Annotated in this window: 20 protein-coding genes and 1 tRNA gene; 13 read left to right on the top strand and 8 right to left on the bottom strand. The window is 60.4% G+C overall.

Annotation, left to right across the window (positions count from 1 at the left end):
* The first annotated feature begins 3 nt into the window (after window positions 1-3).
* Window positions 4-1,524 carry a SpoVR family protein gene (locus tag BN1137_RS21450; protein WP_050720541.1) on the top strand — a complete coding sequence of 507 codons (1,521 nt, stop codon included), beginning with the start codon at window positions 4-6 and terminating at the stop codon, window positions 1,522-1,524.
* A gap of 61 nt (window positions 1,525-1,585) precedes the next feature.
* Here BN1137_RS21450 and fadR read toward each other — a convergent pair whose 3' ends face one another.
* Window positions 1,586-2,299, bottom strand: coding sequence for a fatty acid metabolism transcriptional regulator FadR (fadR, locus tag BN1137_RS21445; RefSeq protein ID WP_042638027.1), 714 nt, complete (start codon window positions 2,297-2,299; stop codon window positions 1,586-1,588).
* Window positions 2,300-2,872: 573 nt separating this feature from the next.
* Here fadR and nhaB point away from each other — a divergent pair.
* Window positions 2,873-4,447: a Na(+)/H(+) antiporter NhaB gene (gene nhaB, locus BN1137_RS21440; protein ID WP_050720540.1), complete on the top strand. Its 1,575-nt coding sequence runs from the start codon at window positions 2,873-2,875 to the stop codon at window positions 4,445-4,447.
* 85 nt (window positions 4,448-4,532) lie between these two features.
* Window positions 4,533-5,054 (top strand): disulfide bond formation protein DsbB, encoded by a 522-nt coding sequence (gene dsbB, locus BN1137_RS21435; RefSeq protein WP_050720539.1) that lies wholly within the window; start codon window positions 4,533-4,535, stop codon window positions 5,052-5,054.
* 60 nt (window positions 5,055-5,114) lie between these two features.
* Here the strand turns inward: dsbB and BN1137_RS21430 are convergent, their stop codons facing one another.
* The 3 genes from BN1137_RS21430 to uvrB all read right to left on the bottom strand — a co-directional run bounded on the left by BN1137_RS21430 (window position 5,115) and on the right by uvrB (window position 8,150).
* On the bottom strand, window positions 5,115-5,768 hold the full coding sequence (locus tag BN1137_RS21430) for a DedA family protein (protein ID WP_050720538.1): 654 nt from the start codon (window positions 5,766-5,768) through the stop codon (window positions 5,115-5,117).
* A 100-nt stretch (window positions 5,769-5,868) separates the two neighbouring features.
* Window positions 5,869-6,141: a YkvA family protein gene (locus BN1137_RS21425; protein WP_050720537.1), complete on the bottom strand. Its 273-nt coding sequence runs from the start codon at window positions 6,139-6,141 to the stop codon at window positions 5,869-5,871.
* Window positions 6,138-8,150, bottom strand: a complete 2,013-nt coding sequence (gene uvrB, locus BN1137_RS21420) for an excinuclease ABC subunit UvrB (protein ID WP_050720536.1) — start codon at window positions 8,148-8,150, stop codon at window positions 6,138-6,140. The genes BN1137_RS21425 and uvrB overlap by 4 nt, the downstream gene beginning before the upstream one ends.
* A gap of 135 nt (window positions 8,151-8,285) precedes the next feature.
* Here uvrB and BN1137_RS21415 point away from each other — a divergent pair.
* The 6 genes from BN1137_RS21415 to BN1137_RS21385 all read left to right on the top strand — a co-directional run bounded on the left by BN1137_RS21415 (window position 8,286) and on the right by BN1137_RS21385 (window position 15,858).
* A tRNA-Asn gene (locus BN1137_RS21415) sits at window positions 8,286-8,361 on the top strand.
* A gap of 773 nt (window positions 8,362-9,134) precedes the next feature.
* Window positions 9,135-10,820, top strand: coding sequence for an aspartate:alanine antiporter (locus BN1137_RS21405; protein ID WP_050720534.1), 1,686 nt, complete (start codon window positions 9,135-9,137; stop codon window positions 10,818-10,820).
* A gap of 182 nt (window positions 10,821-11,002) precedes the next feature.
* Window positions 11,003-12,562, top strand: coding sequence for an MltF family protein (locus tag BN1137_RS21400; RefSeq protein WP_050720533.1), 1,560 nt, complete (start codon window positions 11,003-11,005; stop codon window positions 12,560-12,562).
* 288 nt (window positions 12,563-12,850) lie between these two features.
* A complete protein-coding gene (locus BN1137_RS21395) occupies window positions 12,851-13,816 on the top strand; it encodes a tripartite tricarboxylate transporter substrate binding protein (protein ID WP_050720532.1) in 966 nt (321 codons plus the stop codon).
* Between the two features lie 41 nt (window positions 13,817-13,857).
* Window positions 13,858-14,319, top strand: coding sequence for a tripartite tricarboxylate transporter TctB family protein (locus BN1137_RS21390; RefSeq protein ID WP_050720531.1), 462 nt, complete (start codon window positions 13,858-13,860; stop codon window positions 14,317-14,319).
* A 9-nt stretch (window positions 14,320-14,328) separates the two neighbouring features.
* Complete coding sequence (locus BN1137_RS21385) at window positions 14,329-15,858, top strand: tripartite tricarboxylate transporter permease (protein WP_050720530.1); 1,530 nt, start codon at window positions 14,329-14,331, stop codon at window positions 15,856-15,858.
* Between the two features lie 139 nt (window positions 15,859-15,997).
* Here BN1137_RS21385 and BN1137_RS21380 read toward each other — a convergent pair whose 3' ends face one another.
* The 4 genes from BN1137_RS21380 to BN1137_RS21365 all read right to left on the bottom strand — a co-directional run bounded on the left by BN1137_RS21380 (window position 15,998) and on the right by BN1137_RS21365 (window position 21,228).
* Window positions 15,998-16,663: a response regulator gene (locus BN1137_RS21380; RefSeq protein ID WP_050720529.1), complete on the bottom strand. Its 666-nt coding sequence runs from the start codon at window positions 16,661-16,663 to the stop codon at window positions 15,998-16,000.
* The gene (locus tag BN1137_RS21375) at window positions 16,664-18,247 is read right to left on the bottom strand and encodes an ATP-binding protein (RefSeq protein ID WP_050720528.1); all 1,584 of its coding nucleotides are present in this window, start codon (window positions 18,245-18,247) and stop codon (window positions 16,664-16,666) included.
* Complete coding sequence (locus tag BN1137_RS21370) at window positions 18,244-19,455, bottom strand: ROK family transcriptional regulator (protein WP_050720527.1); 1,212 nt, start codon at window positions 19,453-19,455, stop codon at window positions 18,244-18,246. Before BN1137_RS21370 ends, BN1137_RS21375 begins: the two co-directional genes overlap by 4 nt.
* A 105-nt stretch (window positions 19,456-19,560) precedes the next feature.
* Window positions 19,561-21,228: a methyl-accepting chemotaxis protein gene (locus BN1137_RS21365; RefSeq protein ID WP_050720526.1), complete on the bottom strand. Its 1,668-nt coding sequence runs from the start codon at window positions 21,226-21,228 to the stop codon at window positions 19,561-19,563.
* Window positions 21,229-21,352: 124 nt separating this feature from the next.
* Here BN1137_RS21365 and BN1137_RS21360 point away from each other — a divergent pair, with 124 nt between their 5' ends.
* From BN1137_RS21360 to glpC, 4 genes are all read left to right on the top strand, one after another.
* Window positions 21,353-21,808 carry a YchJ family protein gene (locus tag BN1137_RS21360; protein ID WP_083443508.1) on the top strand — a complete coding sequence of 152 codons (456 nt, stop codon included), beginning with the start codon at window positions 21,353-21,355 and terminating at the stop codon, window positions 21,806-21,808.
* A 273-nt stretch (window positions 21,809-22,081) separates the two neighbouring features.
* Window positions 22,082-23,749 carry an anaerobic glycerol-3-phosphate dehydrogenase subunit A gene (glpA, locus tag BN1137_RS21355; protein ID WP_157433893.1) on the top strand — a complete coding sequence of 556 codons (1,668 nt, stop codon included), beginning with the start codon at window positions 22,082-22,084 and terminating at the stop codon, window positions 23,747-23,749.
* Window positions 23,746-25,029: a glycerol-3-phosphate dehydrogenase subunit GlpB gene (gene glpB / locus BN1137_RS21350; protein ID WP_050720524.1), complete on the top strand. Its 1,284-nt coding sequence runs from the start codon at window positions 23,746-23,748 to the stop codon at window positions 25,027-25,029. The genes glpA and glpB overlap by 4 nt, the downstream gene beginning before the upstream one ends.
* 51 nt (window positions 25,030-25,080) lie before the next feature.
* On the top strand, window positions 25,081-26,283 hold the full coding sequence (gene glpC, locus BN1137_RS21345) for an anaerobic glycerol-3-phosphate dehydrogenase subunit GlpC (protein ID WP_050720523.1): 1,203 nt from the start codon (window positions 25,081-25,083) through the stop codon (window positions 26,281-26,283).
* Window positions 26,284-26,504 lie beyond the last annotated feature (221 nt).

Below are 26,504 nucleotides of genomic sequence, written 5' to 3'. Positions count from 1 at the left end.
CATATGGTAGAAACCGCGAGAAAAATAGCGCCGCTGGACGATGGTCCTGACTGGAACTTTGATCTGCTGGAGATCTATCACCAGGAGATTGCCCGGGTCGCCAAATTTTATCGGCTAGATACTTACCCCAACCAGATCGAGGTGATCACCGCCGAGCAGATGATGGATGCCTACTCCAGTGTGGGCATGCCCATCGGCTACCAACACTGGTCGTTTGGCAAGCGCTTCATCCACACAGAGCGTAACTACAAGCGTGGCCAGATGGGGCTAGCGTACGAGATCGTCATCAACTCGGATCCCTGCATTGCCTATTTGATGGAAGAAAACACCATGCCGATGCAGGCACTGGTGATGGCCCATGCCTGCTATGGCCACAACTCTTTTTTCAAGAACAACTATCTGTTCAAAGCCTGGAGCGACGCCTCTTCCATCATCGACTATCTGCTCTTTGCCAAAAACTACATCACCGAGTGTGAAGAAAAACATGGTATAGACGCGGTCGAGCGACTGATCGACTCCTGTCACGCCCTGATGAACTTTGGGGTGGATCGCTACAAACGGCCCCAGAAGATTTCGCTTGCCGAGGAGAAACGGCGCCAGAAGGCACGGGAAGATTACCTGCAAACCCAGGTCAACGAACTGTGGCGTACCTTGCCCAAACAACACAAGGCCTCCGGTGTCGAGGACAGACGCTACCCCCCTGAGCCACAGGAGAACATCCTCTATTTCATAGAGAAAAATGCGCCATTACTCGAGCCTTGGCAGCGTGAAATAGTGCGAATAGTGAGAAAAATCAGTCAATACTTCTACCCACAGAAGCAGACCCAGGTGATGAACGAGGGCTGGGCCACCTTCTGGCACTACAGCATCCTCAATCATCTGTATGACGAGGGGAAGATCAGCGACAGATTCATGATAGAGGTGCTGCACAGTCACACCAATGTGGTGTATCAGCCTCCCTACAACAGCCGACACTACTCGGGCATCAACCCCTATGCGCTGGGTTTTGCCATGTTTACCGACTTGCGCCGCATCTGTGAGCATCCCACCGAGGAGGACAGATACTGGTTCCCCGATTATGCCGGCACCAACTGGGTCGATACCCTGCATTTCGCCATGCAGAACTTCAAGGATGAGAGCTTCATCAGCCAGTTCCTGAGCCCCAAGGTGATGCGCGACATGAAGCTGTTTGCCATCGACGATGACGATCTGAAGAACTATCTGAAAGTCTCGGCCATTCACAATGAGGAAGGCTATCGACTGGTGCGCAACACCCTGTCGGCTCAATACAACCTGAGCAACCTGGAGCCCAATATTCAGGTCTACAACGTGGCGGTGAAGGGGGACAGATCCCTCACCCTGCGCTATGTGCCACACAACCGGATCCCGCTCGGGGAATCGCGCCACGAGGTGCTCAAGCATCTGCACCAGTTGTGGGGATTTGACGTGGTGCTGGAGCAGGACAACGGGGAGCTACCCGCCGACATCATAGGCCGCTGCCCGGATCGCAAGAGCGTATCCTGATAAGCGAGTAACAAGCATAAAAAAACGCGCCATCAGGCGCGTTTTTCTTTGTAGAAACGACTCAGTTATCGCACAGGTTGCTCGGCATATCCTGGCGTAAACGGGTCCACAGTTTGCCAGACTCGATACCGTACTGACGTACCGTCATGAACACGGCTTCGTGGTTCTTGGTCTCGGCCAGCCCCAGCAGAGTCTTGTAATAGGCATCTGCCGTCTCACGCGCTTGCTTGTCGGAGAAGTAATAGCGCCCGACGCGGCTATACAGCCCCTTGAAACCGTTGAGGATCAAGGCATAGATAGGGTTGCCTGAGGCAAAAGAGAGCTGGTGATGCAGACGATAATCGAATTCGGCGTAAGCTTCCGGAGAGTTTTCCACCCCTTGCGCAGCGCGCAGGATCTCGGCTGCCTGCTCCGGGTTGTTGCGAATGGCGCCACGAATGAAGATGGTGCAGATGTTGGTACGGGCCGACAGCAGCTGGGCCACCAGATCCGGTACTTTATCCTGATCGAGACGGGCCAAGGTTTCCAGGATATTCAGACCTGAGGTCTCCCAGAAATTATTGACCTTGGTTGGTTTACCATGCTGGATGGTGAGCCAGCCATCACGGGCAAGACGCTGCAGCACTTCGCGCAAGGTGGTACGAGTCACGCCAATCAGTTCGGACAGTTCGCGCTCCGCCGGCAGAATGGATCCAGGAGGAAAGCGATTGTTCCAGATGGACTCGATGATGTATTCCTCGGCAAACCCTGCGGGGCTCTGCGCTTTTATGACCATGTAGTGACTCTGTTGTAGTGCGTAAAAAGGCTCACGAATAATAGCAAAGCCGGACATGCTGGCAAGCAGAAGGTCAGTCCTCTGCTCACATAAACCCGAAGTTTTTGTTAAAAATATGTTTCTTGCTATTCAATTGAGATCCGTTAGCCCTCATCTCCTACCCATGTAATCATCAAGCACCGCCAACGCTCTAGAACAATCGAACCATCCACACTCACCCTGACTGACAGGCGATTGGTGGCGATAGATAGCCTGATACAAGCAACGAAGCTCTCTCTATTGTTTCAATAATCGAGACAGTGTTGAGAATGAAAGGCTAATTATCAGGCCGATCCGGTGCGATACAGTAGCCGCTCTTTCCCACACCAAGATACGAGAGCCAGCCAACACCCCATCAAGGTGATAAATGACCCTCACGTCTGGGCAAGCATCGCAGCGTTATTTATAGTTAGCGCTCCCTTGATTAAAATCATGTGCAATCAATCTGATAAGGGTGATTATCCTGACGCTCGGTTCGAGTAAGAATTCGACTGCACAGAGCAGATATCAACAACAGAACAGAGAACCACCATTATGCCAATCAGCTTAGGGCGCGCTTTTGCGAAGAACTTTTTGGGCAATGCCCCTCAGTGGTACAAGCTTGCCATCGTTGCATTCCTGCTGATCAACCCGATCGCCTTCCACTATGATCCCTTCCTGGCGGGCTGGTTGCTGGTCGTCGAGTTCATCTTCACCCTCGCCATGGCGCTCAAGTGCTACCCGTTGCAACCCGGTGGTCTGCTGGCCATCGAGGCCGTCCTGATAGGCATGACCTCGGCCAATCAAATCAAGCATGAATTGGTTGCCAATATAGAGGTGCTGCTGCTGCTGGTGTTCATGGTGGCCGGCATCTACTTCATGAAGCAGCTGCTGCTCTTTGTCTTCACCAAGATGCTGATCCGCATCCATTCCAAGACGCTACTTTCGCTGGCATTTTGCCTGGTATCAGCATTTTTATCTGCCTTCCTCGACGCACTCACTGTGATAGCCGTGGTTATCAGCGTCGCCACCGGTTTTTATGCCATTTACCACCGAGTCTCCTCGAATGATGAGCTCGGCAATCCTCAGGATGACGACGATGGCATCGATGAACCGACCCGCCAGCACCTGAATGAGTTTCGCGCCTTCCTGCGCAGCCTGATGATGCACGCCGCCATCGGTACCGCGCTGGGAGGTGTCTGCACCCTGGTGGGTGAACCACAGAACCTCATCATCGGCGAGCAGGCGGGCTGGCATTTCGGCGAATTCGCCATTCGCATGGCGCCGGTCACCATCCCGGTCTTCCTTTGTGGTCTGCTCACCTGCATTCTGGTGGAGAAGTGCCGCTGGTTCGGTTATGGCACCAAGTTGCCCGAGCCTGTACGCCGCATCATGGAAGCCTACGATCGTGACGAAGATGCCCAGCGTTCCCCGCAAGAGAAGGCCAAGCTGATCGTCCAGGCCCTGATCGCCATCTGGCTCATCACCGGGCTGGCCCTGCACTTGGCCGCCGTCGGCTTGATCGGGCTGACCGTCATCGTGCTGGCCACCTCCTTTACCGGCGTCACCGAGGAGCATGCCCTCGGCAAGGCCTTCCATGAGGCACTGCCCTTCACCGCCCTGCTCACCGTCTTCTTCAGCATAGTGGCGGTGATCATCGATCAGCAGCTGTTCAAACCGGTGATCCAGTGGGTGCTGGCCGCCAAACCAGAGGATCAGCTCGCCCTCTTCTATGTGGCCAACGGCCTGCTCTCCATGGTGAGCGACAACGTCTTCGTCGGCACCGTCTACATCAACGAGGTGAAGACGGCGCTGCTCAACGGCGCCATCAGCCGTGAACATTTCGATCTGCTGGCCGTGGCCATCAACACCGGCACCAACCTGCCCTCGGTCGCCACCCCCAACGGCCAGGCCGCCTTCCTGTTCATGCTGACCTCGGCCCTTGCCCCCTTGCTACGGCTCTCTTATGGCCGCATGGTATGGATGGCGCTGCCCTACACCATAGTGCTGGGTCTGATGGGTTTCTTCGCGGTAGAGCAACTGCTGGCGCCTGCCACCGAGTGGTTCTATCAGGCAGGCTGGCTGATACAGAGCGGCGCCGTACCCACTCTGGTTCCGGCGACACATTGATGATGAAAGGGCCCATGAGGGCCCTTTCCTTTTATGCCCTGCTCTGCTCTAATTCAGCCACTATTTTCTCTGTGAGATCAATCAGATGATCGAGTTTCTGCGTCGTATTGCCAGCCATCGGCTGGCGTGGGGGCTACTGGCAGCCTCCGCCCTGTTCCTCGAACTGTGCGCCCTCTTCTTCCAGCATGTATTGGGCTTGCACCCCTGTGTCATGTGCATCTATGAGCGGATCGCCATCCTGGGGGTGATCGCGGCTGGCCTGCTCGGCATGGTGGCGCCCCAGAAGTGGTACCTGCGCTGGAGCGCCCTGTTGCTCTGGGGCTACAGTGCCTTCCGCGGTCTGCAACTGGCCTTGCAGCATGTGGATTATCAGGTCAACCCCTCCCCGTTCAACGTCTGCAGTCCCTATGCGGATTTCCCGAGCTGGGCGCCGCTCGATCAGTGGGTCCCCTGGTTGTTCTTCCCAGATGGCGACTGCAGCGAGATCACCTGGCAGTTCCTCAGCTTCTCCATGCCTCAGTGGCTGGTCGCCATCTTCGCCGCCTACCTGCTGGTGTTCGTGGTGGTCGCCGTTGGCAACCTGGTCAAGGGCCGCTGCTGCAACTGATGCTGACGAGCACGCAACAAAAAGGGAGCCACTGGCTCCCTTTTTACCTATCGCTTCGTTTCAAGGGGCGGTTTTGCCGCCACTGCGCCGAGCCTTGATCATCCCGATGATCATGGGCAGCAGTGACACCGCGATGATGCCGAAGATGAGCAAGGTGAAGTTATGGCGCACCACCGGCAGGTTGCCGAAAAAATGGCCCGCATAGACGAAGGAGAGTACCCATAGCAGCCCGCCAATCAGGTTGAACGCCAGGAAGCGCGGGTAGGTCATGGCGCCCATGCCGGCCACGAAGGGGGCGAAGGTGCGCACTATGGGCAAGAAACGGGTGATGATGATGGTCTTGCCACCATGTTTGGCATAGAAGGCGTGGGTCTTGACCAGATAATCGCGGCGGAAGATCTTCGAATCCGGATTACGAAACAGCTGGTCCCCGAAGAAGTGCCCTATGGTGTAGTTCACCACGTTGCCAAGCACCGCCGCCACGATCAACACGGCAGCCAGGGTGTGTACATCCAGCACGCTGCCCACGGTGAGTGCACCGGCGGCAAACAACAGTGAGTCGCCAGGCAGGAAGGGGGTCACCACCAGGCCGGTTTCACAGAAGATAATGAGGAACAAGATGGCGTAAACCCAGACCCCATAGTGTTCAAAAAGCTCTTTCAGATGCACGTCGACGTGCAGAATAAAATCTACTGCAAACAGGATCAGATCCATTTTTTCATACCCATGAAGTGAACGGCGTGGAGTCTACGCCAATGCCTTGCATGGCGCCATCTCCCGGCAACAAAGGATGCATCAGAGGGAAACAGCGCCCTTATTCCAGCGCATCCAATCCTTGCCTGACCGCCGCAGGCAGGCAAGACTCCCAGCCCCAGAGCAGGACCAGCAGCAAGCTGATGTCATCGAACCAGCCAAAGATGGGCACCACGTCCGGGATAAGGTCCACCGGGCTGATGCCGTAGAGCAGGATTAAGATCACCAGCCCCTTGGCCCACCAGGGGGTGGCGGGATGGCGAAAGCCGAAGTAAAGGCGGCGCAGCCGCCGCCAGATGAGCCAGCGCTTGCCGCTCGGTTTTTTGTTGTTCAACTCTCGATCAACTCGCTGCGCAACCGCTGGATCTGATCGCGCATGGCCGCCGCCTGCTCGAACTCCAGATCCCGTGCATGCTGGTACATTTGCTCTTCCATCCGTTTGATCTCCTTGGCGATCTCGCTGGCAGAACGCAGATGGTATTCCCCTTGCGGCTCCGCCGCCTTGCGACTCCCTTTGCCCGTCTTGCCGGCGCTGCGACTACCGCCCATGTCCATCATGTCCCCCACCGCCTTGTTGAGGCCCTTGGGAGTGATGCCGTGCTCTAGGTTATAGGCATGCTGCAGAGCGCGGCGCCGCTCGGTCTCTTCGATGGCGACCTGCATGGAGTTGGTGATGCGATCCCCATAGAGAATAACCCGTCCATTGAGGTTACGGGCGGCACGACCTATGGTCTGGATGAGGGAGCGGGTGGAACGCAGGAAACCCTCCTTATCTGCATCCAGGATGGCCACCAGGGAGACCTCCGGCATGTCGAGCCCTTCGCGCAGCAGGTTGATGCCCACCAACACGTCGAACTTGCCGAGCCGCAAGTCGCGAATGATCTCCACCCGCTCGACGGTATCGATGTCCGAGTGCAGATACCGCACCCGCACGTCGTGATCCGCCAGGTATTCGGTCAAGTCCTCTGCCATCCGCTTGGTGAGGGTGGTGACCAGCACCCGCTCCTCCACCGCGACCCGCAGCCGGATCTCGGACAGCAGATCGTCCACCTGGGTGCTGACCGGGCGCACCTCGATCTCCGGATCGAGCAGACCGGTCGGCCGCACCACCTGCTGCACCACGTCGCCGCCAGATTTTTCCAGCTCGTAAGGGCCTGGGGTGGCCGAGACGAACACCGTCTGCGGCATCAGGGCTTCAAATTCATCGAATTTCAGCGGCCGGTTATCGAGCGCCGAGGGAAGCCGGAAACCGTACTCCACCAGGGTCTCCTTGCGGGAGCGGTCTCCTTTGAACATGGCGCCGATCTGCGGCACCGTGACGTGGGATTCGTCGATGATGAGCAGACCATCCCCCGGCAGGTAATCAAACAGGGTGGGTGGCGGCTCGCCGGGAGCGCGCCCCGACAAGTAGCGGCTGTAGTTCTCGATGCCGGAGCAATAGCCCAGCTCCTGCATCATCTCGATGTCGAACTGGGTACGCTGACTGATGCGCTGCTCCTCTACCAGCTTGTTGAGGGAGAGCAACTGCTCACGCCGCCCCTTGAGCTCCTCCTTGATGTGATCGATAGCACCGAGGATGGTCTCGCGCGGGGTCGCGTAGTGGGTCTTGGGGTAGATGGTGTAGCGCACCACCGTCTGCTCGATGGCACCGGTAAGGGGATCGAACTGGGAGAGCCGCTCCACCTCCTCGTCAAACAGCTCCACCCGCAGGGCCAGCTTGTCCGACTCCGCCGGATAGATGTCGATCACCTCCCCCCGTACCCGGAAGGTGCCGCGCTGGAACGCCATGTCGTTGCGGGTGTATTGCAGCTCGGCGAGGCGACGCAGGATATCCCGCTGGTTGATGATATCGCCGACTTTCAGGTGCAGCATCATGCTGAGATAGGCTTGGGGATCCCCCAGGCCATAGATGGCCGAGACCGAGGCAACGATCACCACGTCGCGTCGCTCCAGCAGCGCCTTGGTGGCCGACAGCCGCATCTGCTCGATGTGATCGTTGATGGAGGCATCCTTCTCGATGAAGGTGTCCGTGGTCGGCACATAGGCTTCCGGCTGGTAGTAGTCGTAATAGGAGACGAAATATTCCACCGAGTTCTCGGGGAAGAACTCCTTCATCTCACCATAGAGCTGGGCAGCCAGCGTCTTGTTCGGCGCCAGTATCATGGTGGGCCGGTTCAGGGTCGCTATCACATTGGCCATGGTGAAGGTCTTGCCCGAGCCGGTGACCCCGAGCAGAGTCTGATGGGCGAGCCCGGACTCGATGCCATCAAGCAGCCGGGTGATCGCCTCTGGCTGATCCCCCGCGGGTTGAAACTGGCTGACCAACTGGAATAACTTGCTCATGACGACTCCCGGCAAAAAAACGGCAAGAGGCAAGTGTACTCCGACTTGGGGTGGCCTGGGTATCCACTCTCTCTGGCCAAGCAGCTATTGACCCCGAAAAGCGAGCTCTGTATAGTGCGTCTCCTTGCCTGATGTTCCCCCGTAGTTCAGTCGGTAGAACGGCGGACTGTTAATCCGTATGTCACTGGTTCAAGTCCAGTCGGGGGAGCCAATTCCTCACCATCTCGGTGCAAGTTATCCACTTTAGTGCTTTCCTCTGCCGATTTTAATGCACAAGCCGCCTCTCGCGGTAACCTCCTCATTTCATTCCCATCTCCTGGCCAGCAGCGTTTTGTTCTGCTGCGTATAACTATATGATTTTTATAGAAACATTTTTCTTCCGGTATTTTTTGAACAGCGCTTGCATCCCAGCATTGGCGCGGCCTGCAGGCTGATCGCCAAGTTTCATGAACAGGGTTATCCACAGTTTCTGTGGGTAAGTGTGCCAAAGCCAGTGGCAGCCTAGCCTGGCAGCCTGTCCTCCTGCTTCGGCATCAGCTGCGTCTCTCTTCCCCATTTTCTCCTGTTTTTGCGATCCCCCCTAAATGGGCTCAACCCTGGTACTGCGCCGCCCTTGTCGGGATCTTTTTTCCCTATGCCACACGCCATGGGTCATCTCCTTCACTGAAGTGCCGAGCGAGCTCGGCTTGCCCCCTTTTCACCCCAGTCAAATATGCTGAAAAGCATGCTCAGTTGTGCCCCTGACAGCAGGTAATAAATTGTCCACAGGGGCGCCACGCCCTTCCCTCTGGATAGCATAAATCACTAATTGACAACGAGATTGGCAGCGTGAACATGAGGTATTTCAGCTCTCCCCCCCCAGCATCTCGCCCCACCGATGGGAAGAGGGCCACTTAACTGCCTATTAATCCGCTTTGACGCTTCTTTCTTGTCATGGGATACGGCACAATATCGGCCCCACTTTTTTCCTCGGTTTTTCCGGGCATGACCATAGATTTCGTGACACTGCTACATCAAAGCGACTCCCTGCTGCTGTTCGTGGTACTGGCTTTCGGCCTGCTGCTGGGCAAGGTACGCCTCGGCAACTTCCAGATTGGCAACACCATAGGCGTACTCTTTACCGCCCTGTTGTTCGGCCAGATGGGCTTCGAGTTCTCCGCTACCACAGAAAACGTCGGCTTCATGCTGTTCATCTTCTGCGTCGGCATCGAGGCCGGTCCCCACTTCTTCAGCGTCTTCCTGCGCGACGGCATCCACTACATCACCCTCACCCTGGTGATATTGCTGACCGCACTGCTGCTGACGGTGGGACTCGCCAAGTTCTTCAATCTTGGGCCCGGTATGGCGGCGGGGATCCTGGCGGGTTCGCTCACCTCGACCCCGGCGTTGGTCGGGGCGCAGGATGCCTTGCGCAGCGGCCTGCTCAACCTCCCTCACCAGACCGACATGCAGTCGGTACTCGACAACATGGGCATCGGCTATGCGTTGACCTACCTGGTGGGTCTGGTCGGCCTGATGCTGGTGGTGCGCTACCTGCCCGCGCTGGCGCGGCTGGACCTCAGCACCGAGGCCCAGAAGATAGCCCGCGAGCGGGGACTGTCTGACAACGAGAGCCGCAAGACCTACTTGCCCATCATCCGCGCCTACCGGGTTGGCCCCGAGCTCGCCGCCTGGATTGGCGGGCGTACCCTGCGGGAAACCGGCATCTATCCCCACACCGGCTGCTACGTGGAGCGCATTCGCCGCAACGGCATTCTGGCAAGCCCCGACGGTGACGCCATCATCCAGGAAGGGGATGAGATAGCGCTGGTTGGCTATCCGGAGAGTCACGAGAAGCTCGACGTCAACTATCGCAACGGCAAAGAGGTGTTCGACCGCAACCTGCTGGACTTGCAGATCGTCACCGAAGAGATAGTGGTGAAGAACGACTCCGTGGTCGGCCGCCATCTGGTGGAACTCAACCTTACCGAGAAGGGCTGCTTCCTCAACCGGGTGGTGCGCTCCCAGATCGAGATGCCGTTTGATCGCAACATCATGCTGCAAAAAGGCGACGTGCTGCAGATCAGCGGCGAGAAGCAGCGGGTCAAGCTGTTGGCCAACAAGATTGGCTTTATCAGCATCCACAGCCAGACCACGGATCTGGTGGCCTTCACCACCTTCTTCGTGCTGGGTCTGCTGATAGGCTCCGTCTCCCTAGTGTTTGGCCAGATAGAGTTCGGCCTCGGCAACGCCGTCGGCCTGCTGCTGGCGGGGATCCTGATGGGCTACCTGCGGGCCAACCACCCCACGGTCGGTTACGTGCCGCCAGGCGCCCTGCGCCTTGCCAAGGATCTCGGCCTCGCCGTGTTCATGGTCAGCACTGGTCTCAAGGCCGGTGGCGGCATCCTGGATCACCTGAGCGAAGTCGGTATGGTGGTGCTCTTCTCCGGCATGCTGGTCACCACCCTGCCGGTGCTGGTGGGTTACCTGTTCGGGGTCTGGGTACTGAAGATGAATCCAGCGCTACTGCTCGGGGCCATCACCGGTGCCCGCACCTGCGCCCCGGCCATGGACGTGGTCAACGAGGCCGCCAACAGCTCCATCCCGGCACTGGGCTATGCGGGCACCTACGCCGTGGCCAACGTCATGCTGACCCTGGCGGGCTCCTTCATCATCGGTTTCTGGTTCTAGCCAAGCCACTACCCCTGACGACAAGAGGAGCCTGCGGGCTCCTTTTTTCATATGTGCAGGTCATCGAGCGCCCATTTTCGAATAGTGGAAATCGTGCTATCGACCTTTTCCTATCAAACCCAATAAGCTAAATAGCCCCCGAGGCGCCGCTTACACTCTATAAAACGAGTGAGGTGTACGTTATGAAACGCTTATGGATTGTCATGATCTGGCTGTTCTGCTCCCTGAACCCGGCCTGGAGTGCCGAAGCAGACAAACAGACAACCGCCAACAAGGAAGAAGAGGAACGCAGTGCCCTGGTCTTCGCCAGCGATGAGCTCTCCAAACCCATGCTGGGGGATCTCGATGCCATGCTGGAGCGACGGGCCATCCGGGTGCTGACCACCTACAACAAGACCGGCTACTTCATCTACAAGGGCGTACAACGAGGTGTCACCTACGACGCCTTCATGCAGGTGGAAAAGCGCCTCAACGAACAGCTGCGCAAAGACAAGGCCATCAAGCGCAACCTCAAGCTGCACTTCGTCTTCATCCCGGTGGCTCGCGAGGCCCTGCTGCCCGCCCTGCTCGCGGGTAAAGGCGACATCGCCGCCGCCAACCTCACCATCACCGACAAGCGCAAACAGCAGGGGGTAGAGTTCAGCGCACCCCTGATCGAAAATGTGCGCGAGCTGCTGATCTCGGGCCCCCACTCCCCCAAGGTGGAGAGCGCCGCGGATCTCGGTGGCCAGAGCGTCTATGTCAGGCCGTCGTCCAGCTACTACGAGAGCCTGGTGGCCTATAACGAGGCTCGCAAGGCAGCAGGTGAGCCCCTCATCGACATCAAGCCCGCCTCCGAGGTGCTGGAGGATGAAGATCTGGTGGAAATGGTCAACGCCGGTTTACTGCCCTTCATCGTCATGGATGAACACAAGGCCCGTTTCTGGAAGAAGATCTTTCCCGCCATCCAGATCCACGAAGAGCCCGTGTTTCGCGATGGGGGCGTGATCGCCTGGGCGGTGCGAAAGGAGAGCACCCAACTACTCGCCATACTCAACGAGCAAATCGCGGCCCTGCGGGGCAAGGCGACCGGTGAGGCCATCCTTGCCCGCTATCTCAAGCAGAACAAATTCGTCAAGAGTGCCGCCGCCGACGCCGAGCGCAAGAAGTTCCTGCAGGTGGTCGAGCTGTTTCGTGAATACGGCGAGAAATACGACGTGGACTGGCTGCTGGTGGCGGCGCAGGGCTATCAGGAGTCGGCCCTCAACCAGAAGGCCCGCAGCCACGTCGGCGCCATCGGCATCATGCAGATCATGCCTGCCACCGGTAAAGGCTTGAAGGTGGGTGACATCCGCCAGATCGAGCCCAATATCCACGGCGGCGTCAAATACATGCGCTGGATGATAGATCACTACTATGCCGACGAGCCCATGACCCCCCTCGACAAGGCGCTGTTCTCATTCGCCTCCTACAATGCCGGTCCCGCCAGGGTGGCGCGCTTGCGCACCGAAACCCAGAAGCGAGGGATGGATCCCAATGTCTGGTTCCATAACGTCGAGTACGTGGCGGCGGAGAAAATAGGCCCGGAAACCGTCACCTATGTCGGCAATATCTACAAGTACTACATCGCCTACAAGCTGGTGATGGAGCAGCTGGCGCTCAAGCAGAAGGTCACAGACGCCATCAAGCAGCAGGAAGAGACAAACAAGAAGGCCCAGGACAAGCCAGCCAAGGAGACGAAGGCAACCAAGGATAAATCCTGACGGCGGCTTTCCAGCCATCATCGTCAGCAGAAGGCGGGGCACTCTTCGGTGTGCCCCGCTCTCTTTGTTCTTCCTGTGCTTATGCTTCCTTCACTTTTTCTGACTTCGCTTCTTCTTCCTCCGTTCTCTAGGCATCACAGATCGTCACGGGCGTCTCGTCTCAGAAGACTCAGCCGTGACCAGAATGAACACAATGGGCAGAACAACCTTAATAGCCATTACGGTCAGATTATTTTATTGGTCGCAATGATTAATTAACCTCCTCGCAACAATCACAAGGAGAACATCATGTTGCAAGGAACCTTCAAGCGCACCCTGCTCTGCTGCCTGCTGGGCGCCAGCCTCGGCGTGCAGGCCAAGATAGATGAAATTCACTTCCTGATCCCGGGCGGCGCCGGCGGCGGCTGGGACAACACGGCCCGGGGCACCGGCGAAGCGCTGACCAAGTCCGGCCTCATCACCACAGCTTCTTTCCAGAACATCTCCGCCGGGGGCGGCGCCAAGGCCATCGCTCACCTAATCGAGACCTCGGCCCAGTCCGACAAGACCCTGATGGTCAATTCCACCCCCATCATCGTCAAGTCCCTCTCCAAGGAGCTGCCGCAATCGTTCCGGGATCTCACCCCGGTCGCCGCCATCATCGCCGACTACCAGGCGCTGGCCGTGCCACTCGATTCCCCCTACCAGAACTGGGCCCAGTTGCTGGCTGCTTATGAGGCCAACCCCGCCAAGGTGAAGATCGCAGGCGGCTCCGCTCGGGGCAGCCTGGATCACCTGGTGGCGGCCATGACCTTCAAGAATGCGGGAGCCGATGCCAGCAAGCTGCGCTACGTGGCTTATGACGCCGGCGGCAGCGCCATGGCGGCGGTGCTGGCGGGCGAAACCCAGGTGCTCTCCACCGGCTTTGGCGAGGCGATGGAAGCCGTCAAATCCGGCCAGATGCGGATCCTCGGCATGACGGCCGCCGAGCGTATGCCAGATGCTAAAGAGGTGCCCACCTTCAGCGAGCAGGGTAACCCTACGGTGTTTGCCAACTGGCGCGGTTACTTCGCCTCCCCCAGCGTCAGCCCGGAAAAATCCGCCGAGTTCGCCGCCCTGCTCAAGCAGATGTATGACAAGCCGGAGTGGGAAGTGGTTCGGGCACGCAACAACTGGACCAATCTCTATCAATCCGGCCCGGAGTTCACCGCCTTCCTCAATAGCCAGGAGCAAGAGATCGGCGGCCTGATGCGCGAGCTCGGTTTCATCAAATAACCCCCAGGCGGGCTCGGCCCGCCCATATCGGAGTCATCACCATGCACCTGACCAAGGAGCGGCTCGGGGGGCTGCTGTTTTTGCTGCTCTCCCTCGCCTATGGCTATCACGCCACCCAGATCCCGGGTTACCCGGGGGACGAATATGAACCCTTTACCGCCAGTACCCTGCCCTATGCCCTGGCCGGGGTCGGCGCCCTGCTTTCGCTGATCCTCATCTGCTCCCCCGGTGGGGAGCGGCTGCACAAAGAGCGCGGCAACTGGCGGCTGGTGTTCGCCCTGCTGTTGCTGATGCTGGTCTACGGAGCCGCCCTGACCTGGCTCGGCTTTGTCATCGCCACCATGCTGTTTCTGATCGGCGGGATCCTGCTGATGGGCAATAGCAGCCTGGGGTTTGCTTGCAAGGTGAGCGTGCCCTTTACCCTCATCTTCTGGGCCCTGCTGACCAAGGGGCTCAACGTTTACCTCGAGCCGGGTTGGCTGTTCACCCAGTTGATGGGATAAGGAGATCACATGTTAGACGGAATTCTGCAGGGGCTCGGTACCGCCATGATGCCCATTAACCTCTTCATGGTGGTGGTCGGCTGCTTCGTCGGCACCTTTATCGGCATGCTGCCGGGCTTGGGCCCGGTCACCGCCATCGCTTTGATGATCCCCATCACCTACGGACTGGATCCGGCCTCCGGCATCATCCTGATGGCCGGGGTCTATTACGGCTCCATGTTTGGCGGCTCCACCGCCTCCATCCTGATCAACACCCCGGGTTGCTCGGCCAGCATGATCACCGCCATCGACGGCTATCCGCTGGCCTGCAAGGGCCAGGCGGGCAAGGCGCTGGCCATCGCGGCCTATGCCTCCTTCGTCGGCGGCACCCTGTCAGCCATCTTCCTGATGGTGGCGGCGCCCCTGCTCGCCAAAGTCTCCCTCTCCTTCCAGTCGGCAGACTACTTCGCCCTCATGGTGCTGGGGCTGTCGGCGGTGGCCGCCTTTGCTGGCAAGGGACAGGTGCTCAAGGCACTGATCATGGCGCTGTTTGGCATCATGCTCTCCACCGTCGGCATCGACCGCAGCGTCGGGGTGGACCGCTTCACCTTCGGCCTGCCTGACTTGCGCGATGGCTTCTCCTTCCTGCTGCTGGCCATGGCCACCTTCGCCTTGGCGGAGATCTTGATGACGGTGCTGCGCCCGGGCAAGGACAACAGCAAAGAAGAGGCCAGCAAGATGCAGCAGCTGGGATCCCTGAAGCTGAGCCGGGAAGAGGTGAAAGAGATAGCGCCTCCCATTGCCCGCTCCTCGGTGCTGGGCTTCCTGATCGGCGTATTGCCGGGTGCGGGCGCCACCATCGCCTCCTTCATGGCCTACGGCGCCGAGCGAAACTTCGCCCGTAAAAACAAGCGGGATGAGTTCGGCAAGGGTAGTCTGACCGGCGTCGCCGCACCGGAAGCGGCCAACAACGCCGCCTCCAGCGGCGCCTTCGTGCCGCTGCTGACCCTGGGGATCCCGGGATCAGGCACCACGGCCCTGATGCTGGGCGCCCTCATCGCCTATGGCATCCAGCCGGGCCCACGCCTGTTCATGGAGCACCCGGACGTGTTCTGGTCGGTGATCATCTCCATGTATCTGGGCAACGTGGTGCTGCTCATCCTCAACCTGCCGCTCATTCCCTATCTCGCCAAGATCCTGCAAGTACCGCGCCCCGTGCTCATCCCCATGGTGCTGCTGTTCTCGCTGATTGGGGTCTATCTGGTCTCCTTCAACACCATGGACATCTATGTGATGGCACTGGTGGCGCTCATCGCCATCGGCCTGCGCCTGCTGGACTTCCCCATGGCCCCCATGCTGCTCGGCTTTATCTTGGGTGGCATGCTGGAGGACAACCTGCGCCGCGCCCTGGTCATCAACGACGGCTCCCTGAGCTTCCTGTGGGAGCGGCCCATCACCCTCGGCTTCACCCTGGTGACCCTGGTGATGCTGCTGTTGCCGCTCTGGCAGTGGTGGCAGGCGCGTAAGGAACCCAAGGGAGAGCCGGCCACCAGCCACTGAATCCATGAGACTCTGCCACCTCTGATCCTACCCAATATGAGCAGAGACCTTGATACCCCAAGTGGGAGCAAACCCTGATAGAAAGAGCGCCAACAGGCGCTCTTTCTTTTTGTGCAACAAGGCGCCTTGAGGCGCCTCCTCAGTGCTGGCGATAACGCCGTTCCGGCCGCCCGACGGTGCCGTATTCGAGCTCCGGGCTCGCCAACTGCTGGCCCACCAGAAACTCCAGATAACGACGCGCCGTGGTGCGGCTGACCCCCACCCGGCTGCCAATCTCCTCGGCACTGGCCCCCTCACCCGTCAAGGCCGCCAGCACCCGCTGCAGGGTGAGCCCGTCGATCCCCTTGGGCAGGCCAGCGGCCGCCACCTGTTGTAGCGGGGAGCCCAGCAAAGCATCCACTGCCTGCTGATCGATGTCGGCAAGGGCCGCGAGAGCCGCGCTGCTCTGACGGTACTTCTCCAGGGTGTCCCGCAATCGCTCGAACACCACGGGTTTGAGGATAAAATCCACCACCCCGAGCCGCATCGCCTCCTGCAGGGCGCTGGCCTCCCGGGCGGCGGTGAGCAAGATGACATCCAGACAAGCGCCAGCCTGGCGCAATTCACGCAGCAGGCTAAACCCCTCCCCGTCCGGTAGCCACACATCCAGCAGCACCAGATCCGGTTTGAGAATATCGATCTGCTCCCTGGCATCGAACAGGGTCAACGCCACCCCCAGCACGTCGAATCCGTCCAGCCGCTGCACGAAGCGGCGGTGGATCTCGGCGATGGCCGGATCGTCCTCGACGATCAGGATCTTGATCACTCACACCTCCTTGGGAATGTAACAAACGACGCAACTTCCCTGCGTCGTGCCTTCAATAGTGATCTGCCCCTGCAAGGCATCCAGAGTCTTGCGCACCAGGGCGAGGCCGATACCATGACCGGGCTCAGACTTGCTGCTGACTCCCTGCTCGAACAATCTGTCCGCCAACGCGGGATCTACCCCACCGGCCCCGTCCTCCACCTCGAGGATGAGATCCTGACCCAGATCGCTTAACGCCACCCAAATGGGCTGATAAGGGGCACCATGGCGACGGGTCGCCTCGAAGGCATTGTCGATGAGGTTGCCAAGCAGGGTCACCAACTGGGAGCCGCTCACCCTGGCGGGGATGTCCTGCAAACTGGAGTCGGGATCGACAACGAGCACCAACCCGAGCTCATGAGCCCTGTGGTATTTGCCAAGCAGCAGACCCGCCACCTTGGGCTTGGCGATGGCCCCCATCAAAAAGCTGAGCAGGGTCTGCTCGGTGGCGGCCTCCCGGCCGATGAAGGCAAGCGCCTCCTGGGTGGCACCGAGCTCTATCATGCCGGCGATGGTGCCGAGCTGATTGTTGTGTTCGTGGGTCTGTACCCGCAGCAGATCGCTGTAGGCCTGCACCTGGGAGAGCTGGGCACTGAGCTCGGCCAGCTCGTCCTTGCGCCGAAAGCTCGACACGGCGCCGATGAGGCGCCCGTCCTGCACCAGAGGCAGCCGGTTGACGATGAGGGGCTGGCCGTTGAGCACGATTTCCTCATCAAACTGGGGTCTGGGATCCTCGATGAGGGAGCGCATGCGGCTGCCCGGCAGCAGTTGGTTGATAGGCTGGCCGATGGCCGCCTTGGCCGCCTGCTCGTCCAGGCGCAGCAGCCGGATGCCATTGGGGTTGAGGGAGGTGAGCCGGCCCTGCTCGTCGATGGTGAGGATCCCTTCGCGCACCGTGCGCAGGGTGCAGTCGAGCTCGGCATAGAGGCGGCCTATCTGCTCGGGCTCAAAGCCGAGAATTGCCCGTTTGTAGCGCCGCGCCAGCCAGGCCGCTGCGGCGCTGTTGAGCAGCACGATGAGCAGGGTGCAGAGCAGGCCAAAGCGCAGGAAGCCACGCAAGTCAGCGTCAATGTCGCGCACCAGATAACCGACCGAGACCACGCCGATGACCTTGCCCATCTCGTCGCGAATGGGCCCCTTGCCCCGCAGCGCGCCGCCAAGGGAGCCCTGCGCCCGGGAGACGTAAAACTCCCCCTGCAGGGCGCGCAAGGGATCATCTCCCACCATGGGCTTGCCGAGCCGGTCCGCATTGGGATGGACCAGACGACGCGCCTCGGTGTCACCGATGACGATGTAGCTGGCGCCGACCTCGGCGCGCATCCGCTCCACCAGCACGTTGAGCCGCGCCTTGTCCCCACGCTTCGCCCCGGCGATGACACCGGGTTCACGCGCCACCAGCCGCGCCACGTCGAGAGCCTGATCCCCCACCTCCCGATAGCGCTGCTCGGAGACGTAGTAGTAGCTGGCCCCGCTCAGCAACACCAGTTGCAACAGACTGACCAGACAGAGCATGAGCAGGATGCGTCCTTGCAACCCGAGTCTCATGCCTCCTTGTCACCTCGCAACAAATCGAGCAGCAGGCTGCCGTCACGCAGGGCCTTGTGCACCTGCACCGAGGTGGGTTTGGTCGGGTCTTCGTAGAAATGGGTGGACTCGATTTGCAGCCGCACCAGGTAATCGGCCGGCAGCTGGCTCGCCAGGGACTGGTGCAACATGGGGAACAACAATCGATCGGCGCGGGTGATCTCCCCCCCCAGCAGCAATTTGCCAGGGTTCAGCAGGCAGATGAGGTTGGCGAGCACCCGGGAGAGGCGCCCCGCCGCCTGATGCAAGATGTCCTGGCAGAGGCTGTTGCCCGCCAGCGCCAGCTCGCACAGCTCGCGGATGTTGACGCTTTCGGGCAGATCGTGCTCCTGCATGCGCTCGCGCAGGTCCCGGTACTGGGCCTCCAGCGCCTGATTGGTCACCAGGGTGCAAGCGCAACCGAAGCCGCCGCAATAGCAGCGCTGGCCATAGGGTTCGAGCTGCAGGTGGCTGAGATCCCCGAGCAGGGCCGACTCGCTCTCGATGAGCTGACCATTGACCACCATGCCGACCCCGATGTCGTTGTGCACGAACACCAGCACCGCATCGGCGCAGTTCTTGGCAGCGCCCCATTCGCGCTCGGCCTGGATCCAGGTGCGCACGTCGCCACTCACCAGCACCGGCACCTCGAATGCCTGTTGCAAGGTAGGGCCCAGCGGCCAGTTGCGCAGATCGTAGAAGGGGAAGTGTTTGACCATGCCGGAGTGGCGCTCCACCTGACCCGGCAGACAGAGGGCGATGCAGGCCAGACGCAGCGCCTTCTTCGGCAAGAAGACATCGATGGCACGCACCAGACTGGCCAGCAGATCGGCGCGTTCATCCTCGCTGAACAGGTGGCGATGCCGCGCGAGGGAGTGACCCGCCAGATCGAACAGCGCCATGTCCACGTAACCGCGACCGAGACGCATGGAGAGAAACTGGAAGCGGCGCTCGTTGATGCGCAGCAGGGTCTGGCGACGACCGCGCCCCACCGAGCTCTCGCCACAGGTGACGACCAGGCCGCCATCAAGCAGCTCGCGGGTGATCTTGGTGATACTGGCCGGCGACAGGCCAGTCAAACGGGACAGATCGGTACGGGACAGTTCCTTGTGCTCCTCCAGACTGGCATAGACCAGACCGTAGTTAAGCTGCCGGATCAAATCGATACTGCCTTTCACGATCTCATTCATAGGGTATGGGGCTAACGAAAAGAACGAATGGCTCGATTTTCCCACATTCTGCGGCGATCCCCAAATTTGCCGTCTGGAAATAACCACCAGACGGCAAAAATGCGATCAATAACGGAAGCGGGAGACCAGTTGGCGCAATTTGTCACCCGTGCCCGCCAGGTCGCGGGTGGTGGAATTGGACTCGCCGGCCGCCTCGGTCAGCTCGCTGACGATCTGCTGGATGGCCACCAGGTTCTTGTTGATCTCCTCGGAGACCGCATGCTGCTCCTCGGCGGCGGTCGCTATCTGGATGTTCATGTCATTGATGGTGCTGACCGCGGCCACCATGCTGTCCAGGGAGCTTGCGATGTGGCCCGCCTCCTGCACCGTCTCCTGGCTGCGCGCCTCGCTGGCCTGCATCACCTCCACCGCCTGCTTCACCCCCCCTTGCAGCCGTTGCAGCATCTCGTTGATCTCCTTGGTGCTCTGCTGGGTACGGCCGGCGAGGGATCGTACCTCGTCCGCCACCACCGCGAAGCCGCGGCCCTGCTCACCGGCCCGGGCCGCCTCGATGGCGGCGTTGAGGGCCAGCAGGTTGGTCTGCTCGGCGATGCCGCGAATGACCTCCACCACGGATCCTATCTTGCCGGTCTCCTGAGCCAGCTGCTCAATGACCCCGGCGGCGGTGTGCACCTCGCCCACCAGCCGGTTGATGCTGCCGATGGCGCTGCCCACCACCTCGCGGGCGGCGTCAGATTCGCGGGCCGCGTCACTGGTGGCGCTGGCCGCATTGGATGCGCTGGCCGCCACTTCCTGGGCGGTGGAGCTCATCTCGGTCACGGCGGTGACCACCTGATCCGTCTCCCGGCCATGGCCGTGCATCTGCTTGTCCGAGTGCTCGCTCAGCCGATGCAGCTTCTCCACGGCGCCGAGCAATTGATGACTGGTCTCCCCCACCTGGCTCACCACAGATTGAATGCGCTCGACGAAGCGATTGAAGGCGCTGGCCAGCTGGCCCACCTCATCCTTGCTCTGTACCTTGAGGCGCTGGGTGAGATCCCCGTCCCCATCGGCGATGTCGTTGAGGGCCGAGACCGCCTCCGCCAGCGGCCGGGTGACTCTATTGCCGATCGCCACGGTCGCCGCCAGGGTCACCCCCAGGATCAGCAGAATAAGCAGCACCCCGGTTTGCAGGGAGGCGTGCATGTTGCTCTCGCGTTCGCTGCGCAGGGCCGCCAGTTCGCTGTCGATGTCATCGATGTAAAAACCGGTCCCCACCACCCACTGATACTTGTCGAGCACCAGGTTGAACGAGAGTTTAGGGGCATCGCGGCCGAGGGAAGGCTTGTTGGTCCAGTATTCTGAGTAACCATTCCCCTGCCGGGCCGCCTTGATGATCTCCTGGATAAGCAAAGTGCCCTTGGCATCCTTGTCCTGCCAGCGGTTCTTGCCCTCCACCTCGGGGCGGGTGGGCAGCAGCAGGGTATTGCCCTGGAAGTCGTAGACGAAGAAGTAGCCATCACTGCCATAACGCAGGGGCCGCAGGATCTCCTTCACTCGCTCGCGCGCCTCTGGGCTGTCCGGCGCGGCATATTCCTTGTCGATGGCCGTCTTGGTGAGCATCAGGTAGCTGCTCAGCAGCGCCTTGCGATCCGACAGCGCCTTGTCCCGTGCCACTACCAGTTCAGATTCCAGCGAGTTCTTGGAAATCAGATAGTTGCTCAGATTGACCACCAGGGCCATCAGCAGCACGGGGAGAGCGCCCAATAACAGGATCTTCTGTTTCAGAGTCATCTTGTACTTCCTTTAGCCATTTTTATGTGGGTGTTCCGTTCCTACCAGTTCGACCTGCTGGCCGAAGGGGGGCCGCTTTCGCTACAATCCCGCCACCTTCTATATCGACCCGATAAACTGACTCATGAGCCAATGTCCTTGCGGTTCCGCCCTTTCTCTCCCCCAGTGTTGCGGTGCGCTGCACGCCGGCCAAGACGCCACCACCACAGAGCAACTGATGCGCTCGCGCTACAGTGCCTTCGTGCTGGGGCTTGGTGACTATCTGGTGCACAGCTGGCACCCGGATTTCCTGGGAACACTGACGGCAGAGCAGCTCTCCCAGACCGATACCCGCTGGGATGGGCTGGAGATCCTCGCAGCCCAAGGCGGCCCAGCCGATGACGCCGGTACGGTGGAGTTCAAGGCCTGGTTTGTGGAGGGGGATGAGCGCCACTGTTTGCACGAACGCTCCCGCTTCGTGCGTTATCAGGGTCGCTGGGTCTACACCGACGGCGAGCAGGATCCGGCGCCGCTGCGGGTGGGCCGCAACGATCCCTGCCCCTGTGGCAGCGGCAAGAAGCACAAGAAATGCTGCGGCTGATGAGCGGACATCCCGGGCACTCTGCCCGTGGCAGTGAAAACGACATGAAAAACTGATTTAAACAGCATAAATAACAACCAAACTGGCCATCATGGCGCCAGAGAACAGGGGCCCCGGGCCCCTTTTCCATTCTTCCTCTGTGATAACAATCACACTTTGTTCATTAGCTTGGCATTTTTGAGCGTTTGCGAACATTAATTTGGCCCATATCAAACATTTTTGACCGGGAAGGCGCCACACTGGCGCTATCTGGAAGAGATGAGACGGGCAAGAATGAAAAGAATAACCACGGAAGTCGTCATCATAGGCGGCGGTGCCACCGGCGCCGGCATCATGCGCGATTGCGCGCTGCGCGGCATCGACTGCGTCCTGCTGGAGCGGGATGACATCGCCGCAGGCACCACGGGCCGCAATCACGGCCTGCTCCACTCGGGGGCCCGCTACGCGGTGACGGACCCGGAATCCGCCCGGGAATGCATTCAGGAGAACCGCATCCTCAAGCGGATCGCCAGCCACTGCGTCGAGGATACCGGCGGCCTCTTCGTCACCCTGCCGGAAGATGACATCGGCTTTCAAACTACCTTCATGGCCGCCTGCGCCCAGGCCGGCATCGCGACCCAGCAGCTGGATCCTCGCGAGGCGCTGCGCCTCGAACCCAACGTCAACCCGGCGCTGATCGGTGCCATTCGTGTGCCTGACGGCACCGTCGATCCCTTCCGCCTCGCCGCTGCCAACGTCTTGGACGCCAAGGAGCACGGCGCCCGCATCTTCACCCACAGCAAGGTGCTGGGGCTCATTCGCACGCAGGATAGAGTCCATGGGGTCAAGGCCATCAACACCCGCACCGGCGAGGAGTTCGAAGTGGAGTGTCAGGAGGTGATCAACGCCGCCGGCATCTGGGGCCAACAGATCTGCGAGTACGCGGATCTCGGCATACGCATGTTCCCCGCCAAGGGCTCCTTGCTCATCATGGATTACCGCATCAACCAGATGGTGCTCAACCGCGCCCGCAAACCAGCGGACGCGGACATCCTGGTACCGGGCGACACCATCTCCCTCATCGGCACCACGTCCAGTCGCATCGACTATCACAAGATCGATCAGCTGAGCGTGGATCCGGAAGAGGTCGAGGTGCTGCTGCGGGAAGGGATCAAGCTCGCCCCCGTCATGGCCCGCACCCGCTTGCTGCGCGCCTACGCCGGGGTGCGCCCCCTGGTGGCGGTGGACGGGGATGAGACGGGCCGCAACATCAGCCGCGGCATAGTGCTGCTGGATCACGCCGAGCGGGACGGCCTCAAGGGTTTCAACACCATCACCGGCGGCAAGCTGATGACCTATCGGCTGATGGCCGAGTGGGCCACGGATCTCATCGCCAACAAGCTCGGCAACAGCCGGCCCTGCCGTACCGCCGAGCTCTCCTTGCCAGGCTCCCGGGAGCCGGAGAAGGTCTCCGCCCCCGGCCTCAGCGTCCCGGTCGAAGGCTCGGCCCAGTATCGTCACGGCGAGCGGGTCATCGCGTTCTTCCGGGATAACCCCAAGGCCAACGCCCTCATCTGCGAGTGCGAGATGGTGACCGCGGGCGAGATCGAATACGCCCTGCGGGAGCTGGACGTGGACAACCTGGTGGATCTGCGCCGCCGCACCCGGCTCGGCATGGGCCCCTGTCAGGGGGAGCTGTGCGCCTACCGCGCCGCCGGCCTGATGCAGGAGTACGGCAAGGCCGACGGCCGCGAGGCCTGCGTCATGCTGCGCCAGTTCCTGGAGGAGCGCCACAAGGGGACCCGCCCCGTGCTCTGGGGGGATGCCCTGCGGGAGACCGAGTTTACCTACTGGATCTATGAGGGGCTGTTTGGCCTCGGTGAATGGACCGCGCCCCAGTTGGTCGCCGCCCCTGCCTCTCATGGGCAGGCCACCCCTTCGACTCAAGGAGAGCCATCATGAAATTCGATACCATCGTCATCGGTGGCGGCATGGCAGGCCTCTCCGCCGCCCTGCGCCTGGCCGAGGCGGGCCAGAAGACCCTACTGATGGCCTCGGGCCAGAGCGCCCTGCATTTCTCCTCCGGCTCCATCGACTTGCTCGACACCCAGGGGGATCCTCGCGCCGCCCTGCCCGCCTTTATGGTCACGCACCCTGATCATCCCTACGCCAAGGTGGGGCTCGCCAACATAGCAGCGAGCCTCGCGGATCTGCAGCGCCACTGCGCCGAAGAGGGGCTGCCGCTCTATCGCGAGGAGCACAATCACCAGCGCATCACCCCCATAGGTACCCTCAAGCGCACCTGGATCTCCCCTGCGACCTGCGCCTATGTCACCGAGGCCCCGGTCCCCAACAGCCTGCTGCTGGCGACCCTGGAAGGTTTTCGCGACTTTCACCCGGCGCTGGCAGCGGCCAATCTCGGAGCCCAGCCGCGCTTCGCCCACTGCCGCATCCTGACCGGCGAAATTCGCCTACCTCAGCTCGGCGAATTCAGCCGCAATCCCCACGAGTTTCGCTCCGCCGACATCGCTCGCCTATTTGATAGACAGACAGGGGATAAACAGCCGAGCCTGTTGGCAGATCTCGCCCGCGAGATCACCCGCATGGTGCGAGAGAGTGGCGAGCCCGCTTGCCACCAGCTGGTGCTGCCCGCCTGCCTGTCCCTGGGGCTGGTCGGCCCACGCCTGGCGGAGCTTGAGCAACGCACCGGCTGCACCCTCCGCGAAGTCGCCACCATGCCGCCGTCACTCATCGGCATGCGAATGCAGGAGGCGCTCAAGCGCCGCTTCCAACGCCTCGGCGGCACCTTCCTCACCAGCGAGCGGGTGCTGGGCGCCCGCTACGAGGGGGATAAGGTGATCGGGGTTCATAGCCAGAACGGCGACGATCAGCTGTTCGAGGCGGCGCACTTCGTGCTCGCCTCCGGCAGCTTCTTCAGCCGTGGGCTGGAGTCTCGCCTCGGCGGCATTCGCGAGCCCATCTTCGATGCCGACGTGCTGAGCCTGCCGGAGCGCGACGCCTGGGCCGGTCGCCGCCTGTTCGACCACCACCCCTTTATGGGCTTCGGGGTCAAAACGGACGACAAGCTGAGGGTGCTGCGCGGCGGCAAGCCACTTCGCAACCTCTACGGCGCCGGCAGCGTGCTGGCCCACTATGACCCGGTGAAAGAGGGATCGGGCTCAGGGGTCGCCGTCGCCACCGGCTGGCAAGTCGCCGGTCATATCCTGGATGCGGCCCAATGATTTATTTGTCCCATATCCCGTGCCTTCATCGCCGACGGGAGGAGAACTGACATGCTACTGGATCACGCCAACCAAACATTCGATCAGTGCATCAAATGCACCGTCTGCACCGCTTACTGCCCGGTGGCCAAGGCCAATCCCGCCTACCCAGGTCCGAAACAGGCCGGCCCGGACGGTGAGCGGCTGCGCATCAAGAGCCCGGAGCTGTTCGACAGCGCCCTCAAATACTGCACCAACTGCAAACGCTGCGAGGTGGCCTGCCCAAGCGGAGTGCGCATCGGTGACATCATCGCCAAAGCCAAGCACCAGTACGGCGGCATCAAGCCCGGGATCCGCGAATTCGTGCTCTCCCACACGGATCTGATGGGCAGCATGTCTACCCTGATGGCGCCGGTGGTCAACTTCACCACCGGCCTCAAGCCCGTGAAGCAGGTGTTGGACAAGGTACTTGGGGTCTCCTCCCACCGCGACCTGCCAAAATACTCCCAAGGCACCTTCCGTGGCTGGTACAAGAAGCAGAAAGACGTTCAGGCCAGTTTCGTGCGCCAGATCGCCTACTTTCACGGCTGCTATGTGAACTACAACCACCCACAGCTCGGCAAGGAGCTGGTGCAGGTGCTCAACGCCATGAACATCGGCGTGCAACTGCTGGAGCGGGAGAAATGCTGCGGCGTGCCGCTGATCGCCAACGGCTTCATGGACAAGGCCAAGCAGCAGGCGGCGTTCAATATCAAGCAGATGGAGAACAGCCTGCTCGGCAACGAGATGCCGCTCCTGGCCACCTCCTCCACCTGCGGCTTCACCCTAAGGGACGAATACCCCCACCTGCTGGAGCAGGACAACCGCAAGGTGCGGGATCGCATCTCGCTGGTGACGCGTTTTATCTGGAACGAGTTCTACCGCGGCAACAAGCCGGCCATGAAGCCGCTCGGCTTGCACATCGCCTACCACACCCCCTGCCACATGGAAAAGATGGGGGGCGTCATCTACACACTCGAGCTGCTACGCGCCATCCCCGGGGTCAAGGTGACGGTGCTGGACTCCCAGTGCTGCGGCATCGCCGGCACCTACGGCTTCAAATCGGAGAACTACCAGACCAGCCAGGATATCGGCGAGGGGCTGTTTGATCAGATAAATCGACTCAATCCTGATCTCGTCATCACCGACTGCGAGACCTGCAAGTGGCAGATAGAGATGAGCACGGCGTTTCGCTGCGAGCACCCCATCCATCTGCTGGCACAGGCGTTGGTCTGACGGATATGGATGAGAGCTGGCCCATGGGGGACAAGATGAGCACATCCATCCCCCACTGCGAGCGCCCCATCCATATGCTGGCTAAGGCGTTTATATAAGAAATAAACACTGCTTATTTGCCATCTTGATGCGCCAAGCATCCACCACATACAAAAATAACGATATAACCTAAAAACAGTCACCCAGAAAAACAAAGAGCCGGCAATTGCCGGCTCTTTTCA

This window comes from Aeromonas tecta, assembly GCF_000820185.1.
Lineage (GTDB): Bacteria > Pseudomonadota > Gammaproteobacteria > Enterobacterales > Aeromonadaceae > Aeromonas > Aeromonas tecta.
Note: the sequence above shows the minus strand (reverse complement) of the source record. Positions and strands in the feature narration are given on the sequence as shown.

Excerpts from the sequence above, each read along its gene's own strand:
- BN1137_RS21390 (WP_050720531.1), top strand. The coding sequence starts at position 13,858 with ATGCACCTGACCAAGGAGCGGCTCGGGGGGCTGCTGTTTTTGCTGCTC.
- BN1137_RS21450 (WP_050720541.1), top strand. The coding sequence starts at position 4 with ATGGTAGAAACCGCGAGAAAAATAGCGCCGCTGGACGATGGTCCTGAC.
- uvrB (WP_050720536.1), bottom strand. The coding sequence starts at position 8,150 with ATGAGCAAGTTATTCCAGTTGGTCAGCCAGTTTCAACCCGCGGGGGAT.
- BN1137_RS21370 (WP_050720527.1), bottom strand. The coding sequence starts at position 19,455 with ATGAATGAGATCGTGAAAGGCAGTATCGATTTGATCCGGCAGCTTAAC.
- BN1137_RS21375 (WP_050720528.1), bottom strand. The coding sequence starts at position 18,247 with ATGAGACTCGGGTTGCAAGGACGCATCCTGCTCATGCTCTGTCTGGTC.
- glpB (WP_050720524.1), top strand. The coding sequence starts at position 23,746 with ATGAAATTCGATACCATCGTCATCGGTGGCGGCATGGCAGGCCTCTCC.
- dsbB (WP_050720539.1), top strand. The coding sequence starts at position 4,533 with ATGATCGAGTTTCTGCGTCGTATTGCCAGCCATCGGCTGGCGTGGGGG.
- BN1137_RS21385 (WP_050720530.1), top strand. The coding sequence starts at position 14,329 with ATGTTAGACGGAATTCTGCAGGGGCTCGGTACCGCCATGATGCCCATT.
- nhaB (WP_050720540.1), top strand. The coding sequence starts at position 2,873 with ATGCCAATCAGCTTAGGGCGCGCTTTTGCGAAGAACTTTTTGGGCAAT.
- glpC (WP_050720523.1), top strand. The coding sequence starts at position 25,081 with ATGCTACTGGATCACGCCAACCAAACATTCGATCAGTGCATCAAATGC.
- BN1137_RS21405 (WP_050720534.1), top strand. The coding sequence starts at position 9,135 with ATGACCATAGATTTCGTGACACTGCTACATCAAAGCGACTCCCTGCTG.
- BN1137_RS21430 (WP_050720538.1), bottom strand. The coding sequence starts at position 5,768 with ATGGATCTGATCCTGTTTGCAGTAGATTTTATTCTGCACGTCGACGTG.
- BN1137_RS21360 (WP_083443508.1), top strand. The coding sequence starts at position 21,353 with ATGAGCCAATGTCCTTGCGGTTCCGCCCTTTCTCTCCCCCAGTGTTGC.
- fadR (WP_042638027.1), bottom strand. The coding sequence starts at position 2,299 with ATGGTCATAAAAGCGCAGAGCCCCGCAGGGTTTGCCGAGGAATACATC.
- glpA (WP_157433893.1), top strand. The coding sequence starts at position 22,082 with ATGAAAAGAATAACCACGGAAGTCGTCATCATAGGCGGCGGTGCCACC.
- BN1137_RS21400 (WP_050720533.1), top strand. The coding sequence starts at position 11,003 with ATGAAACGCTTATGGATTGTCATGATCTGGCTGTTCTGCTCCCTGAAC.
- BN1137_RS21395 (WP_050720532.1), top strand. The coding sequence starts at position 12,851 with ATGTTGCAAGGAACCTTCAAGCGCACCCTGCTCTGCTGCCTGCTGGGC.
- BN1137_RS21365 (WP_050720526.1), bottom strand. The coding sequence starts at position 21,228 with ATGACTCTGAAACAGAAGATCCTGTTATTGGGCGCTCTCCCCGTGCTG.